The organism is Paracoccus sp. R12_2, from assembly GCF_017744015.1.
Lineage (GTDB): Bacteria > Pseudomonadota > Alphaproteobacteria > Rhodobacterales > Rhodobacteraceae > Paracoccus.
Genome location: NZ_JAGHRA010000030.1, coordinates 1 through 14,527 on the forward strand (window position 1 = coordinate 1; position 14,527 = coordinate 14,527).

Consider the following 14,527-nt stretch of genomic DNA (forward strand, 5'->3'; position numbering starts at 1 on the left):
GAGCCGCCGGAACGGCGCAGGGACGCCGCACGGCCGGTCCCGGCCCCGGCCCCTGCCCTCTTCCTGCTGGACGAGTTCGCCGCGCTTGGCCGGCTGGAGGCGGTGGAGCGCGGCATGGGGCTGATGGCCGGCTACGGCATCCAGCTCTGGCCTATCCTGCAGGACCTGAGCCAGCTCCGGGATCTCTACGGCGCCCGCGCCAGCACCTTCCTCGCCAATGCCGCCGTGCAGCAGGTCTTCGGGGTCAACGATCTCGACACCGCGAAATGGCTGAGCGAGAGCATCGGCAAGGAAACCGCCTATGGGCACTCGGAAAGCCATCAGCCGGGCGAACCGGCCTCGCTGACCACCGCGCCGCTCGCCCGCGACCTGCTGACGCCCGACGAGATCATGCAGATGCCGGCCCATCTCCAGCTGCTGCGCGTGCTGGGCCAGCCGGTCATGCTGGCCGAAAAGCTGCGCTACTATGCCGATCCCGAGTTCGAAAATCTCTTTACGCCGCAACCCGCCTGACAGGAGGCCCCGCACCGATGCCCGATCGTTACCCCGTCTCCCCTGCCCTTTCCGACGCAGCACTGCGCGAAACCCTCGATCTCTTGGGCCAGGTCGTAGCCAGCATGTCGGCGCGGATCGACAGGCAGGGCGAGAAGATCGACGAACAGGAACGGCTCATCGTGATGATGACGGAGGCGCTGGCGGACACACGGGATGCGGCCCGCCGCGCCGCGAAGCAGACGGACGCGAAAACCTATGCCGGGCAGATGGTCGAGGCGCTGGACGCCAATCTCGATCCGCTGTTCCGGAAGCTCCAGAACGCCATCGACGGGCTTTATCGGCAGCACAATGACACGGCCCATCGACTGAGGCAGCTGGAACAGGCGGAACGTGAGGGCCTCGACAAGCTGTGTCAGGAACTGGCGGAGGCCAGCGCGTGGCGGCGAAAGGTGCCCCTAGTCTGGGCCGGCGCCGCCGGTCTGGCAGTCGTGCTGACGCTCGGTCTGAGCCTGTTCTTCTCAGCATGATAGCGGTGAAGAAGGGGCCCACGACTCACACGCTGCTCCTTGTCGGAAAATGTGTTTCCCGCTTTGCGGGACAGGGGTGAATGCACTTTGAATCCTAAAAATAGAAAGTCTCAGAGGGAGTTAGATATAGTTAGAGTTTGAGTTACGGGCTTCTGACAGGCCTATTAAGTGTTATTTTTCAAATGTTTGTAAATATAGGCGGTGTGCAAAGTGACGATAGTTGGTGTGCAAAGTGACGATAGTTGGTGTGCAAAGTGACGAAAAATAGAGAAAGTTATCCACAGGCGGAAGTGGTGTGTAAAGTGACGAAGCTTGACCCTTGGTGTGTGAAGTGACGATACTATCAAGGTGTGTGAAATGACGAATCTCTCTGGCTTGCGCAGGTGTGTGAAATGACGATAGATCGCTCCCCGCTCCTTCCTGATCGTCACCCACAGAAGGACCTCTTTGTCTGCGATATCGTGGATGCGGTGCCGAAGGGCGATATGTCGTCCATGGAACATCCGGTCTTCTCACTCTCAACGAAGCCGGACATGCGGCCGCGGCGCTACGAACGGAGTGACAACTGGATCGAAATTTCGCCGTCAAGATACGGGCTGGCAACCGTCCATGATCGTGACGTGCTAATTTATTGCATCAGCCAGTGTATGGCGGCGCTGAACGAAGGCCGGAAGGTGCATCGGACGATGCGCTTCAAGGCATACGATCTGCTCGTCGCGACGAATCGCCAAACCTCCGGGCGCGGGTATGAGCTGCTGAAAGACGCGCTCCGCCGCCTTCAGGGTACACAGATCGAGACAAACCTGCGCCAAGGGGGGAAGGAGTATTTTAAGGTCTTCGGCCTGATCGACTCGGCGGAGATAGTGAAGGAGACACGGGAAGGGCGTATGCTTGATGTCGAGATCACGCTTTCGGACTGGGTCTTCGACGCTATTGAGAACAATCACGTTCTGACCCTTAACCGGCAGTATTTCTTCCTCCGCAAGCCTCTGGAGCGGCGCCTGTACGAGCTGGCCCGCAAGCACTGCGGCGCGCAGTCTAGGTGGGCGGTCAGTCTTAATACCCTTCGCGAAAAGTGCGGCTCGGGTTCAACGGACAAAGAGTTCCGCCGCTTGATTGGCAAGATCATCGAGGATGACGAGGCGCACAGTCATATGCCGGACTACGCCTTCAGCTTCGAGGGGGAAAACGTGGTGGTGACGCCGAAGAAGGAGGTAGTGGTCGCCGCCCTGCCCTCTTCCTCATTACGGGTCGATGAAGAGACAACCTTCGCGGCAGCGCGACGGCTTGCGCCTGGCTGGGACGTTCGGGCGCTGCTCGATGAATGGCGCGAGTGGACGCAGAAGAAAGGGATCGCGGTTCAGAACCCCGACGCCAACTTTCTGAGCTTCTGCAAGGCGCGCGGACCTTATAAGCGCTAAGACGGAAAAGCGCCTTGCATGCAAGACGCTTTTGGTGTTTAGATGGTTTCATGCTTGGCTGCTTCGCGGCTTTCATGCTTGGCTGCTTCGCGGCTTTCATGCTAGCATTGAAAGAAAACCCAAGAGGCAATCGGAGCAGCATCAATGACATACATCGTGGGAATGGTCTCCCAAAAGGGAGGCGTCGGAAAATCGACGCTAGCGCGGATGATGGCGCGGGAGTTCGTTTCGGGCGGCCTGTCAACCAAGATCGCCGATCTCGACACGCAGCAGCAGACTTGCACGCATTGGGCGGGGAGGCGGGCCGAGAACGGGATTGGTCCGGAAATCCAGGTCCAGAGCTTCGCGAGCGTTAAGAGCGCGCTGCATGAGGCGGAACGCTTCGAGGCCCTGATCCTCGACGGCAAGCCGAACGCCTCGGAACAGACGGCGGAGATTGCCAAGGCGTCCGATCTGGTAGTGATCCCAACCGGCCAGACGATCGATGATCTCCATCCTGGCGTCGTACTGGCCCACGGCCTTCGCAAGAAGGGGATCACCCCAGAGAAGATCGCCTTCGCCATGTTCAAGACGACCGGCAGCGAGCGCGAGAATGTAGCGGCACGCGAATACATCGCGCAAGCCGGGTACATGGTGCTTGATGGAGAGGTCAGCGTTTCGACGGCCTATGGATCGGCGTCCGATCAGGGCAGGGCAATCACCGAAACTTCGTTCCGCACACTAAATGAGCGTGCCTCGAAGCTGGCCCAGAGCGTCATCGACCGCATGGCCGAGCTTCAGGAAAGAAAGGTGGCATAATGGCGACCAACCTCTCCAAGCTGAAGAGCAGTGGGAAAGGCACTCCGCCGCTGGTCGAAGAGGCAGAGGACGTGATTAAGGGCAACCCCCGCGACGAGGACAAGGCTCCGCTGCGCCCGCTCCAAGTGCGTGTGCCTGAGTCGGTTTTTGTTGAGTTCAGCGAACAGGCGGGCAGGGAGTTTGGCTTCACCCACGGCGCGAAAAAGCAACTCTTCCTGAAGATGTGGCAAGCTTACAAGGCGCAAAGTCTGAAAGCATGAATGCATGCAAGTAGCTTTAGCGTCTAGGACCATTGAACTTATGCGGTGGATGCCCGGCTTCATAGGGTGCCTGATAGATCAGCGCCGCGAGCCCCGATGGATTTCCGCTTGCTCTTCAGCGCAGGATGCGCATCGACAATACGATACCATATTGGCTAAGCGGCCAACCTTCGGATGGAAGCCCTTGCTGCATCCCAGATGTTGCGGCAGAACAGAATTATTACACAAGGTGAAGCGTAATGACCGCAGCGGATGACCTCAGCCAATTCCTTGGAAACGACAAGTTTTCGACCGTGATGGCAGACCCACCGTGGCGCTTCCAGAACCGGACCGGGAAGATTGCCCCAGAGCATAAGCGGCTCGCACGATACCCCACCATGACGCTGGATGAAATTTGCGCGCTCCCTGTGGAAAAGCATCTCGAAGATCGCGCCCATTGCTATCTCTGGGTTCCGAACGCGCTTCTGCCCGAGGGATTACAGGTCCTCAACGCATGGGGCTTCGAGTACAAGTCGAATATCGTGTGGGAGAAGGTCCGCAAAGACGGTGGCCCTGATGGGCGCGGCGTCGGCTTCTATTTTCGCAACGTGACTGAAATCCTCTTGTTCGGCACGCGGGGGAAGAACGCCCGGACGCTCGCACCGGGCCGCTCTCAGGTCAATTTCATCGAAGCCGAAGAGCCTGAAAGCGACCTTTTGAAGACGCGCAAACGTGAGCACAGCCGGAAACCCGATGAGCAATACAAGATCATCGAGGAATGCTCGTGGGGGCCATTCCTTGAACTCTTCGGGCGCGGTGTTCGTGATGGCTGGGCCGTCTGGGGTAACCAAGCAGACGTCGACTATAAACCAAGCTGGAAAACCTACGCTTACAACTCTAGTGTGCCCATAAGCGCTGCCGAATAGGCTGACAAAAGGCAAGAAAACCTTTGGACTGGAAGAAACTAGAAAGCCGCCCAGGGTCTTTCTCAAAAAACTTTGGCTGGGGAGATGCGCCCGGCCTAGGCCTCCTGCACAGAGTGATTAACGCGGTCTTTGATGGCAGCCTGAAGCCCGTTCCTCGCGATACAGCCCGGGAGATAATTGGGAAGATCGCGAACGGCGATCCACTCGTTCCGCTAAACTTCTTTCTCTACAACCGCGTTATCGGCAGCGAGAGCTATATCGTCCCTGATCAACTTGTCCTTGAAGCTCTCGCGCGCGACCACGACGAGTCTTTTGATCGCTTGGCAATGTGCGCAATGAACTTCAGCCGCGTTGGTGTCTGGGACAAAGCACGGTCGTATCAATCCCACCCAGCTCCATGGGCCAGACGCTTTGCAGTCGAAGAAATCTGGGACGGCACCCGATGGGATCGAAGTCAGATCACCTCTGACAAGATCGAGCATTTCTTTGAAGGGGGGGCCATGATCTATGGGAGCGATGCCCCCCGGAAGTTCGCCACCAACCTTCACTACCTTTACCAACAATCTAGCCTAATCGGCCTTACCAGCTCAGAGCGAGAAGATTGGTGGGCAAGTGCGCTTTTCCTCTTCCTTGACCGCTGCATGATGGACGGCGAAATCAACACGAAGATGTCCGCTGACGACATCTTAGCTTTTGTTATCTCAGAGGAATTTTGGGCGCTGACCGCTGCAAACCCTAGTCTCGCCCCCTACGCTGCTAAGCCGATCATCGAAGAGTACTTGGATTTGGGTGGAATCGCTCGGCTAGAAGAAGAAGAAAAGCCTGAAACTCCTCCTGCCAAAGCAGGAACACCTCCCAAGCCGAAAGTCCCATTGGCTCCCGCCGCTCGCCAAGCCGCGGCCAAGCGAAAAAAGCCAAATGATCTGCACCTCACAGCAGTACAACGGGCCTATGCACAGGCTCAGCGGCAAGTACGAAATCGGCAGCACGCGGAATGGGTCAAGAACCTATATGAGAACCGGTGTGCTATATGCGGAGCGGCTCTCACGGTCGATCCAAGAGGAAAAACCTATTCCGAAGCGGGGCACGTTAAACCTGTTGGTGAGCCCTTCAATGGGCCGGACCACCTCGCCAACATCCTCCCCTTTTGCCCAAACCACCATAAAGCCTTTGACCGGGGTGGTGTTTGGATCGACCCAAACGGGGGAAGCCCTCTCGTTCGCAGCGCAACGAATGAAACTCACTTCGACAAGAGAAAGCTCGTCCTCTTATCAGAGCATGGTTTCAATCTTGGTTATGCGGAGTGGCACGCACATTATTTCGCCCACCTCTAGACGTAAGCGATGGGGTGGACGCGCCCGGCGGCATCGATGTGCCATGGTGGCGGATTGAGCTGACAGGACCACCGACGGCACGCCCTGCCTCGTAAAGGCCATGCAGCTTAACACTATTACCCATAGTGTTAAGCCCGCGATCCCCCGGACCCGTGCCGTAGCCGGACAGGGGGCGTCTTTCCGCTTCCCCGCTTAACACTTCACCCGTAAACTGTTTCCATGAGCGACATGCGCCTCCACGATCCGGCCGGCAACCGGCTCTACCTGAACGCCGAGGAGCGCGCGGCCTTCCTGGCCGTGGCGCGGCGCCAGCCGGCCCGGGATCGCACGCTCTGCGAGACGCTGTATTTTACCGGCTGTCGGCCATCGGAGCTGCTGGAAATCACGCCGGCCAGGGTCGACCTCTCCGGGGGGACGGTTGCGATCCGATCCCTGAAGAAGCGCAAGGACGCGACGGGAAAGACGAAGCTCGTTTACCGGTCCGTTCCGGTGCCGCCGGACTACCTGGACACGCTCAACACCGCGCATGGCATCCGCGAGGCCCAGAGATCCCGAAAACAAGCCGCCGCGCCGATCTGGCCGCTGAGCCGGGTCCGGGTCTGGCAGATCGTCAAGAAGATCATGATCGAGGCCGGCATCCCGGACGCGCCGCAGCGCAGTCCCAAGGGTCTGCGGCACGGGTTCGGGATCAACGCCGCCATCAACGGCATCCCGCTGCACATGCTGCAGAAGTGGCTCGGCCACGCGCAGCTCAGCACCACCGCGATCTACGCCGATGCCACCGGCAAGGAAGAACAGGATATCGCCGCTAGAATGTGGGGATAGGGGATATGCATCTGACCCGGATCGAGCCGGAGGACAACCTGCATCGTTTCTACAGCCTCGAGATCGTGCGCGGTCTCTTCGGGGAGTGGGGCCTGACGCGCAACTGGGGCCGGATCGGGAGCGCCGGCCAGGCGCGGACGGACTGGTTTGACACCGAAGCCGAGGCAAAGGATGCCCGATTCACGCTGCACATGGCGAAGGCGAAGCGCGGATACGCGTGAGGTCGGTTCTCGCGATGGCACCTAGCAGAAATCGTCAAATGTCTCGCCGCCTTCCCAAGGCAAGCCTCTTGCCAGCGTGAACTCTTTCTCTGCACCCTCGACCGTGAAAAAGGTCCCGCAGCTTTCATGGACAAACTGAGCATCCTCGAAGGTTATGCGGGCAAGGGAAAAAGGCTTGACCGCGCCCGTCTCGTGTTCACCTAAGATGAAAACGGCGCTGCCATCCTCGAGCATCGCCGCTTTGCTAACCCTGGTTTCACCCCAAGGCGAGATGACGGCGATGGCTCCTGCTTCCAAACGGGCAAAGTAAGTCGCAAGCGGCATCTCGTCAGCCGTAGAGGGACAAAGCGGAAATTCTGCCGGAACCTGCCAGTTTCGCTGAACAGCACCGGGTGTTTTTGACGAGACCAACTCCGGGCGGGGCTGCTCAGCTGGAAGCGCGCCACGCCCGAAAACCCACTCATCAAGGCGACCGCCAACAGATGGCCTATCCGCCTCTGCCCATGCCAGCATGCGCTTGAGGCTGTAAGACGCTTCGGTCTGTGTAACAGCACGCATCCATTCAAATTCTCTACTCAGGCTTCCGTTTTTCGGGTTGCGCGGATCGGCAAGGAAAGCCTCGATGCTGCCGTAAAGCTGTTTCACGCGTCTGGCGGTGATCGGGTTAAGCAGGATGTTTTCAAGCCGTGTAACCCATCTAAGATTTTCGGGACGGTTATTACGGCGATTTGTGTCGATGTGGTCAACGACATGGCTCTTGCTGGGCTGTTCACCATGGAAGGCCGTTGCCACGATGCGGTGGATCTTGTGCCCGGAGATCGCCATATAGCCGTCGCTCTTGCTCGGCGTGCCGAACGTCCATGTTTCATCGAGCGGGCGCCGCCTTCCTCCGGGCTTTGAGCGCCGCATGACAGCGCCGTTGTCGCGCACGCTGTAGTCCTCGCCACGATAGGCGCAGGGCAGTTCCATTCCAAAATCATCGTCCGCAGATACGGTCACAACATGTCTTGTCGGTGCACGACATCAGATCCGGTTTAAGCCGTTAGACTTTGCCTGAGGGTTATGACCCGTTCAAGTCATTGATTTTTCTACCGGCGGCCGATCTGGCCAGAAACGACGGTTTTGGTGTCTTCTTGCACTCAGTAACCATAGGCTGGTCGTGAAGATCTCCAGGCCACCATTCCACAGCACGGTCTGCCTGACCCATTTCGATTTTGCCCCAACGAGGTTGAGACCGCTTAAAGTCGCGTGACGCTCATTGGGCTCCATTTGAACATTTCAGGGGAGCAGGTCAGCAGTGACAAAGAACTGTAGCAAAATTTGCGAGAATTTAGTAAAATGCGGTTCATCGAAACCCCGCATGGAGCGATGAGATGCCCAAAACTTTACCGTTCTCTGACCTATCCGTGGCCCACAACAAGGTCACCATCAAGGGCGACTCGGCCCATGCATTGACTGAAGCATTGATTAAGAAACCCGCCGAGACCTACGCCGAACTTGGAAAGTCAATCGGCATGATCAGACCACGGGACATTACAATCGAAAGAGATGGCTCGATAACGATCGATGATCCTGACTTTGTGAAGGAACTAGAGACAAGAAGCGCAAGCGTAAGTCCCGAAGTCGGGTTCTTTGATACGAACTGTTCATGCAATCCGAAGTAGCCCTTCAACGACAGCTTCATCTTATAGTATTGAGCACCGAACAGTGCAACTTTCGGTGCTCATACTGCTATGAGGCGTTTGAACGATACAATATTGACGAAAGCGTTCTTGAGTCGCTTGCGCATCTTATATCAAAAAGACTTCCAAATTTAGACGCGCTTCATGTTGGGTGGTTTGGTGGCGAGCCATTAATTAATACTCGTCCTATTTCTATAATTGGTGCTACGATTCGAGAAAATATCCGACGTGGTACAAAAGTTACATCATCAGTATCTACTAATGGCTCTCTTCTTGATGAAAGAACATTGACTCTTCTCCGCAATAATTTTGTTAAACAGTTTCAGATTTCCTTAGATGGGTCGCAGACCTTTCATGACTCCACGCGCCTTACAAGAAAAGGGGAAGGCAGTTACAAAATAGTTCAGTCAGCATTAAATACTCTGCACAAATGCACCGATCCCCAATTGAGGGTGAGAGTAAGAATTCACCTTACTCAAGAGAATCTTGGCTCAATAGAACAGTTGATATCCGACCTATTAGGTAATTTCGGTAGGGATGAACGATTTCAGCTTCATATAAAAGCCGTAGAGAGGCTTGGTGGAAATAATGGGAAAACCTTCTCATATTTATCAGACAAAAGCCAGGTGGATGAAATAAAGATGTTGGCAAAGAATTCTGGGCTGTCCGTTTCTGATACAGGCGAAAGCGCATGCTACGCCGCGATGCCTAACTCATTTGTAGTCAGAACTGACGGGGCGATTTTGAAATGTACAGTTGCGTTAGACGATAAACGAAACATCGTCGGCTGGATTGGAAGAGATGGGTTAGATATTGATCAAGAGAAATTTGGAGCTTGGATAGATCCATTTCTAACTGGAGATATTACTGGCATGAAGTGTCCGGCCAGTAGAGTCATGTCATTTCCATAGTGGGGAACGACCAAATATTGTGTTACGTCTATCGTCTAAGCGACAGGGAGTAGCTCATTCCTCGCGCCGCACGGAAGCTGTTGCCTTCGATACTGAGGCCCTCTTGTGTCGATCTTCAATCATCTGCGGCACTCTTTGCAGAAGCCTGGGATAGATGGCGATCGAGGACGAAATCGACAAAGGTGCTGGCGGCGCCAATTGCGAGCCGCGCATGCCGCGGCTGGAGCCCTTTGAAGTCGCGCCCACGGCCATGGCCCTTGCCATAGGCGTTGCGCAGCGGAGCAAGCAAATGCGCGATATTCCCGAGGCTGGTCAAGATGCCTCTGATTTCGTTCGCGCCCTTGGCGTTCTCCTCGATCCCGTCGGGCATGATCTTGATTTCCTTGCGGAGGAGTTTCAGCAGCTCGGGAATCTCCGCCTTTTCGGGATACGCGACCTTCCGATCATCGAGGATCAGCTTGCAGCAGCTCTCGACGATTTCCTTGGCCAAGGCGATCGCCTCGCCGGGCTCACTGTCGCCGATGCGCTCGAGGCGTCGCAGGTCCTCGTAGAGCGTGTTCGAGTTCAGGATGGCCGCCACGGCCTTGATGCGCTGGACCGATCCACCCAAGGCGTGAACCTTGCGTTGCGGTACATAGGCCGGCCGGCCATCGATGATGGCATCCTCGACGAGCTCCCATCCGTCCGTACGCAGATGACCATTGAATGCCCGTGCAAGAGCATCCTGCTCTGCATCGTCTTTCCGAACGATGGGGTGCAGAACCTCGCAAATAAACTTCAGGAAAATGTTTTGGTCAGCAGCATAGAGACGGAAGCGAGGGTCGCTGTAGACCCATTCTTGTGACCAGTCGAAGTTGTTGATGCAGTGCTGCCAGATATCTTGCTCGGCGTTTTGGAACCGGCTGTCATGAGAGGGCATGGCGGTCAGATCAAAAATGCGGCTAAGGAAGGCGATCTCATCTAGGGCTCCGTGCCAAGCCGTTCCCCTAGCGCGCATCTCGTCTAGGATGGCGGCGCGCGTTCGTTCGCCAATCTTACCGTCCGGAAGATGAAGCCCAGGGGGCGGCGCGCGCATTGGGGAGATCTCCGCGCTTACCCAGTATCCATTGTCCTTGCCCGTAACGAGTTCGAAATTCTTCGAGATGATTCCAGCAAGCTCGTCTCGGCGGTTCTCGATCGACACGAAAACGCTGACTGGAACCCGAAGGAAGATAGTCCAGAGCTCGGTTCCTCCGTTCCAGTTGTCGTAGCCGATCTCGGCGATCTCGATGTCCGCCTGGCTCATAACGCGGAGAGCATCGTCCTCGTCCTTCTGACGAAGGAGCTCCGCCACGGTGGGCAGACTACCCTCAATTTCGCGTCTGATGCTCAGGTATCTCATGGGTTCAGGTTCGGATTGTCAGCAGAGATATACAACAGGCAGCTGATAGTCTCAGCACTCTCGAGAATAGTCTTCAGATCCTCCGCCAAGATTATATCCTCGACATCCTGATCCTTATCCTGATTGTGTCGCGCTCGTTTCTCGATCTCTAATTTTTTGAGCAGCTTGTTCAGCATGGCCTTCAGGCCTTTATTCACGGCCAGCTTACGCAACGCCCCTACCATAGGACGACCCTACAGCTCGAACCCCTCATCGCGCTCGAGGCCAACGCTTCTGGTCCGCTCCCGGCTTCGCTCTTCCCCGATATCCGGCTGCTCACGCGCATCTTGCTCTTTCCCGATCAGTTCGGCCAGCCGCTCGTTGATCCCCTGGGCTGACCACGCACGCCCGTTCCTTGCGCCCTTCCCGAGGATCGTTGCCAGCCTGTCGCGCAGATCATCCGCACTGTCGCCCTCCCCCAACTCCCTGCCGACCCCGTCTTTCCCGACGGCGGCTCGAAGCGCGGCCAGGCCCGCCGCCACGCGCCCCTCACCCTGTTCACGGGCAATCCCGTAAGCATCGCGCGCAATCTCCACCCGCTCGCGCATTTCGGCGAAGAGCGCCCGCGCCTGGCGGGCGGCATGCACCTTCGCCCCCCGCTCCGTGACGGGCACGTAATCCCGGCCCTCGGCCTCGGCCACGCGCATTTCCCGCCGCTCCATCGCGTTGGCCGCCGGCCCCAGCTTCACCTCCGGCGCCCGGTCAAGTTCCTCGGCCGACAGCGCATCCCCGCGCTCCAGCGCCATGGCCCGCTGCACCTCCAGCGACCGATGATCGACCCGCTCTGACACGCCGGCCCGCTCCAGCGCCCGGTTCTGCAGCTGGCCCCAGAGCGCGCGCATCTCCTCGATCTCGACGCCGCCTGTCTTCGCGGAATCGAGCACGCGGGTTTTGGCGGTGAAGCCCTCGGCTTCCAGCTTTCGCGTAGAGGTCAGGACATGGGCGTGGTGGTTCCGCTGATCGCCCTCGCGGTGCGGTGCATGGATCGCCACATCGACGGCCACGCCGTAGCGGCTGACCAGCTCCTGGGCGAAGTCGCGGGTGATCCGCGACCGGTCCTCGGCGCTGATCTCGGACGGCAGGGCCAGCTCCCATTCGCGGGCGGTGACGGAGTTGCGGCGGGTCTCGCTGGCCTCGACCTCGTTCCAGAGGCGGGACCGATCCGTGGCCCACTCCGGCGCGTCTTTCGGGGCCAGGATGAAGGTCTCCTCGATGCCCTGCTTGCGGGTGTAGTCGTGGATGCGGCCTTCGCGCTGGCACTCGATACGCTCCCCGACACGGTAGGCCGCGGCCGCCGTGGCGGAGCGCCCGGCGCTGCGTTTGATCGTCTTCACGGAAAGGTGGTAGCTGGCCATGCCGACTACCCCGCCCTGTGATGCAGACGATGCCGACGCGCGCCGCTGCTGACCCCGGCCCATGCCCCGACATGGGCCACAGGGTCAGCCGTCTTTTCCCCGGAGGCCCGCGCCCCGGAACGCTGGGGCCGGGGGGGAAAAGACAGCCCGTCCGAACCGAGCCTCTGGCTCTCTGAGGCGCGGGCTTGCCTGTGCGCCGTCCCCTGATCCGGCCCGCCAGGAGGCCGAGGATCAGGGGACGGCGCACAGGCGGTTTGCCACCGGCAAACCCGGCAAGGAAGGACAGGCCCGCGACTGTCATTCCGCGCAGCCCGCAAGCGCGGCACCCCCGGTGATCCAGCTCCGGCCACGGGGCACAGGATGCCGTCAGGAGGTCGCATTGCGGGACGCCATCCAACCGCGCAGGTTGGTTCCGGAGGGTTTGGGAGGGCGAAGGCCGCTCCCATTCCGGCGCGCATCGCGTCGGACGGAGTTCGCCATCGGCTGAGGCCCTGCCTCAAGGAGATCGCACGCAAATCTCGAAACCGCAGGTGGAGAGTTTGCATAAGTGCGCCCTTGTCCTTTACAGGCCTACGGGTACGCGCTACCGGTTGTGCTGGCAAGCACCGTTTCAACTTAGCTCATTTTATCACGGAGATCATTCTTATGGCGGAGACCGAGCTCGAACGCGCCGAGAAGCGCTATGCCCAGGCCAAGGCAAGGTTGCAGGCGCTGAAGAACCGGGAAGCCGCAAAACAGCGCAAGCTCGACACCCGCCGCAAGGTCATCCTCGGCGGGGCGCTGATCGATCTCGCGGGGCGCGACGATGCCGCCGCACTGATGCTCGACCGGCTGATCCGCAACCTGCCCCGCGACCAGGACCGGAAGGCCTTCGAGGGCTGGAGCGCGGAAGGCGATGCGACAGGGACGGGTGAGGGGGATGTTGGGGGACCGGGCTCCCCTGCCCCGGCTGTCGGGGATGCGGACAGGGGTGCGGGCGGATGATTTGGGTCGGCCGGCTGTTCAGGTTTCTCGCCGGGATGGCCGCGATGGCGATCACGATCCCCTGGCTGCTCTTCCAGCTGGCGGTCCTGCTGCTTCTGGCCTCGGGCGCGGCGATCGTCACCTTTATGCTGATCCGGGCGCTGATCCTTGGGGAAGCGGTGGTGACCGATCCGACCTCCGTGGCTGGGCGGCTGGGATTTCTTGTCGTGCAGCTGGCCTTCTGGGCGCTGGCGGTGCGTTTCTGGGCCTATCTCCACGGCTTCGATCACCTCTTCGCCCGGCGCGGCAACAGCCACGGCTCCGCCCGCTTCAGCTCGAAGGCGGAGCGTGCCGCCTTCCGGCAGGGCGACGGGCTGCTAATCGGCCGCGATCCGGAGACCGGCCGGCTGTTGCGCTATGACGGTCCCGCCCATCTCCTGACCCTGGCACCGACCCGTGCGGGGAAAGGGGTGGGCACCATCATCCCCAACCTGCTGACCGCGAACCGCCCGGTGCTGGTGATCGATCCCAAGGGCGAGAATGCCCGCATCGCGGCAATGGCGCGCGAACGCTTCGGCCCGGTCCATGTCCTCGATCCCTTCGCTGTCACCGGCCTGCCATCCGCCGCCTGCAACCCGATGGCGGGGCTGGACCCCGGTGATCCCGATCTCGGCGACGAGGCCGCGACACTCTCCGAGGCGCTGGTCATGGACCCGCCCGGACAGGTCCATGACGCGCATTGGAACGAGGAAGCCAAATCGCTCTTGGCCGGGCTGATCCTGTTCTGCGCCTGCCACGAGCCCCCGGAGCGCCGGACACTGGCCTCCGTGCGGGATTACCTGTCGCTGCCGCCCGCCAGATGGGCAGCTCTGCTGGAGCTGATGCAGGAGAGCGACGCGGCCGGCGGGCTGATCGCCCGCGCTGCCAACCGCTTCGCCGGCAAGGCCGAACGCGAGGCCGCCTCGGTCATGTCGAACGCGCAGCGGCACACCCGTTTCCTCGACAGCCCGCGCATCGTCGCGGCGATGGCCCGCTCTGACGTGGATTTTGCCGATCTGCGCCGGGGCGTGACCTCGATCTTCCTCGTCCTGCCGCCGAACCGGCTGGATGCCTATAGCCGCTGGCTGCGGCTGATGGTGTCCCAGGCCCTCCAGGACATCGCCCGGGCCGCGGAGCGCCCCGGAGAGGCTCACAGCACCGCTGACACGCCCACAAGCGCCCCGAACGGCTCCGGGGGCGCCACAGAGGGGCTGGAGGCCCCCGAGGCGGCTCATGAGGCCGGAGAGCCGCCGGAACGGCGCAGGGACGCCGCACGGCCGGTCCCGGCCCCGGCCCCTGCCCTCTTCCTGCTGGACGAGTTCGCCGCGCTTGGCCGGCTGGAGGCGGTGGAGCGCGGCATGGGGCTGATGG

The 14,527-nt window shown here is 59.7% G+C and carries 17 protein-coding genes; 13 read left to right on the top strand and 4 right to left on the bottom strand.

The features are described from left to right. The 9 genes from J7359_RS19440 to J7359_RS19480 form a co-directional block, all read left to right on the top strand. On the top strand, nucleotides 1-513 hold a 513-nt coding region (locus J7359_RS19440; RefSeq protein WP_209059721.1), incomplete at its 5' end, for a type IV secretory system conjugative DNA transfer family protein. A gap of 17 nt (nucleotides 514-530) precedes the next feature. Continuing rightward, nucleotides 531-1,022: a hypothetical protein gene (locus J7359_RS19445; protein ID WP_209059733.1), complete on the top strand. Its 492-nt coding sequence runs from the start codon at nucleotides 531-533 to the stop codon at nucleotides 1,020-1,022. Between the two features lie 392 nt (nucleotides 1,023-1,414). Next, complete coding sequence (locus J7359_RS19450) at nucleotides 1,415-2,443, top strand: replication initiator protein A (RefSeq protein ID WP_209059736.1); 1,029 nt, start codon at nucleotides 1,415-1,417, stop codon at nucleotides 2,441-2,443. 144 nt (nucleotides 2,444-2,587) lie between these two features. Then, nucleotides 2,588-3,241 (top strand): ParA family protein, encoded by a 654-nt coding sequence (locus J7359_RS19455; RefSeq protein ID WP_209059739.1) that lies wholly within the window; start codon nucleotides 2,588-2,590, stop codon nucleotides 3,239-3,241. After that, nucleotides 3,241-3,501 carry a hypothetical protein gene (locus J7359_RS19460; protein ID WP_209059741.1) on the top strand — a complete coding sequence of 87 codons (261 nt, stop codon included), beginning with the start codon at nucleotides 3,241-3,243 and terminating at the stop codon, nucleotides 3,499-3,501. Before J7359_RS19455 ends, J7359_RS19460 begins: the two co-directional genes overlap by 1 nt. A gap of 239 nt (nucleotides 3,502-3,740) precedes the next feature. Beyond that, nucleotides 3,741-4,406 carry an MT-A70 family methyltransferase gene (locus J7359_RS19465; protein ID WP_209059743.1) on the top strand — a complete coding sequence of 222 codons (666 nt, stop codon included), beginning with the start codon at nucleotides 3,741-3,743 and terminating at the stop codon, nucleotides 4,404-4,406. Between the two features lie 113 nt (nucleotides 4,407-4,519). Then, entirely contained in the window at nucleotides 4,520-5,740 is a 1,221-nt protein-coding gene (locus J7359_RS20270; protein ID WP_209059745.1) for an HNH endonuclease, read from the top strand. Nucleotides 5,741-5,959: 219 nt separating this feature from the next. Further along, nucleotides 5,960-6,565, top strand: coding sequence for a tyrosine-type recombinase/integrase (locus J7359_RS19475; protein ID WP_209059763.1), 606 nt, complete (start codon nucleotides 5,960-5,962; stop codon nucleotides 6,563-6,565). A gap of 5 nt (nucleotides 6,566-6,570) precedes the next feature. Then, complete coding sequence (locus J7359_RS19480) at nucleotides 6,571-6,786, top strand: WGR domain-containing protein (RefSeq protein WP_247740545.1); 216 nt, start codon at nucleotides 6,571-6,573, stop codon at nucleotides 6,784-6,786. Nucleotides 6,787-6,807: 21 nt separating this feature from the next. Here J7359_RS19480 and J7359_RS19485 read toward each other — a convergent pair whose 3' ends face one another. After that, nucleotides 6,808-7,755, bottom strand: coding sequence for an HNH endonuclease signature motif containing protein (locus J7359_RS19485; RefSeq protein ID WP_209059769.1), 948 nt, complete (start codon nucleotides 7,753-7,755; stop codon nucleotides 6,808-6,810). A gap of 437 nt (nucleotides 7,756-8,192) precedes the next feature. Between J7359_RS19485 and J7359_RS19490 the strand changes: the two genes are divergently transcribed. Both J7359_RS19490 and J7359_RS19495 read left to right on the top strand, forming a co-directional pair. After that, nucleotides 8,193-8,450 (top strand): hypothetical protein, encoded by a 258-nt coding sequence (locus J7359_RS19490; protein ID WP_209059773.1) that lies wholly within the window; start codon nucleotides 8,193-8,195, stop codon nucleotides 8,448-8,450. After that, nucleotides 8,435-9,379, top strand: a complete 945-nt coding sequence (locus J7359_RS19495) for a radical SAM protein (protein WP_209059782.1) — start codon at nucleotides 8,435-8,437, stop codon at nucleotides 9,377-9,379. Before J7359_RS19490 ends, J7359_RS19495 begins: the two co-directional genes overlap by 16 nt. A 115-nt stretch (nucleotides 9,380-9,494) precedes the next feature. On the opposite strand, the gene J7359_RS19500 is transcribed toward J7359_RS19495, so the two are convergent. From J7359_RS19500 to mobQ, 3 genes are read right to left on the bottom strand one after another with little or no spacing between them, the layout of a single operon-like run. Continuing rightward, complete coding sequence (locus tag J7359_RS19500) at nucleotides 9,495-10,760, bottom strand: abortive infection family protein (RefSeq protein ID WP_209059784.1); 1,266 nt, start codon at nucleotides 10,758-10,760, stop codon at nucleotides 9,495-9,497. Continuing rightward, nucleotides 10,757-10,984, bottom strand: coding sequence for a hypothetical protein (locus J7359_RS20115; protein WP_247740546.1), 228 nt, complete (start codon nucleotides 10,982-10,984; stop codon nucleotides 10,757-10,759). Before J7359_RS20115 ends, J7359_RS19500 begins: the two co-directional genes overlap by 4 nt. Before the next feature lie 9 nt (nucleotides 10,985-10,993). Beyond that, on the bottom strand, nucleotides 10,994-12,154 hold the full coding sequence (gene mobQ, locus J7359_RS19505; protein ID WP_247740547.1) for a MobQ family relaxase: 1,161 nt from the start codon (nucleotides 12,152-12,154) through the stop codon (nucleotides 10,994-10,996). Nucleotides 12,155-12,799: 645 nt separating this feature from the next. Here mobQ and J7359_RS19510 point away from each other — a divergent pair. Both J7359_RS19510 and J7359_RS19515 read left to right on the top strand, forming a co-directional pair. Continuing rightward, a complete protein-coding gene (locus tag J7359_RS19510; protein WP_247740548.1) occupies nucleotides 12,800-13,138 on the top strand; it encodes a mobilization protein in 339 nt (112 codons plus the stop codon). After that, nucleotides 13,135-14,527: type IV secretory system conjugative DNA transfer family protein (locus J7359_RS19515; RefSeq protein ID WP_247740549.1), on the top strand; the 1,393-nt coding region annotated here is incomplete at its 3' end. The genes J7359_RS19510 and J7359_RS19515, both read left to right, overlap by 4 nt.

What these genes read in the sequence shown, in the direction of transcription:
- J7359_RS19475 (WP_209059763.1), top strand. Translation starts at nt 5,960, where the DNA reads ATGAGCGACATGCGCCTCCACGATCCGGCCGGCAACCGGCTCTACCTG.
- J7359_RS19460 (WP_209059741.1), top strand. Translation starts at nt 3,241, where the DNA reads ATGGCGACCAACCTCTCCAAGCTGAAGAGCAGTGGGAAAGGCACTCCG.
- J7359_RS19495 (WP_209059782.1), top strand. Translation starts at nt 8,435, where the DNA reads ATGCAATCCGAAGTAGCCCTTCAACGACAGCTTCATCTTATAGTATTG.
- mobQ (WP_247740547.1), bottom strand. Translation starts at nt 12,154, where the DNA reads ATGGCCAGCTACCACCTTTCCGTGAAGACGATCAAACGCAGCGCCGGG.
- J7359_RS19485 (WP_209059769.1), bottom strand. Translation starts at nt 7,755, where the DNA reads ATGGAACTGCCCTGCGCCTATCGTGGCGAGGACTACAGCGTGCGCGAC.
- J7359_RS19510 (WP_247740548.1), top strand. Translation starts at nt 12,800, where the DNA reads ATGGCGGAGACCGAGCTCGAACGCGCCGAGAAGCGCTATGCCCAGGCC.
- J7359_RS19500 (WP_209059784.1), bottom strand. Translation starts at nt 10,760, where the DNA reads ATGAGATACCTGAGCATCAGACGCGAAATTGAGGGTAGTCTGCCCACC.
- J7359_RS19455 (WP_209059739.1), top strand. Translation starts at nt 2,588, where the DNA reads ATGACATACATCGTGGGAATGGTCTCCCAAAAGGGAGGCGTCGGAAAA.
- J7359_RS19450 (WP_209059736.1), top strand. Translation starts at nt 1,415, where the DNA reads ATGACGATAGATCGCTCCCCGCTCCTTCCTGATCGTCACCCACAGAAG.
- J7359_RS19445 (WP_209059733.1), top strand. Translation starts at nt 531, where the DNA reads ATGCCCGATCGTTACCCCGTCTCCCCTGCCCTTTCCGACGCAGCACTG.
- J7359_RS19465 (WP_209059743.1), top strand. Translation starts at nt 3,741, where the DNA reads ATGACCGCAGCGGATGACCTCAGCCAATTCCTTGGAAACGACAAGTTT.
- J7359_RS20115 (WP_247740546.1), bottom strand. Translation starts at nt 10,984, where the DNA reads ATGGTAGGGGCGTTGCGTAAGCTGGCCGTGAATAAAGGCCTGAAGGCC.
- J7359_RS19480 (WP_247740545.1), top strand. Translation starts at nt 6,571, where the DNA reads ATGCATCTGACCCGGATCGAGCCGGAGGACAACCTGCATCGTTTCTAC.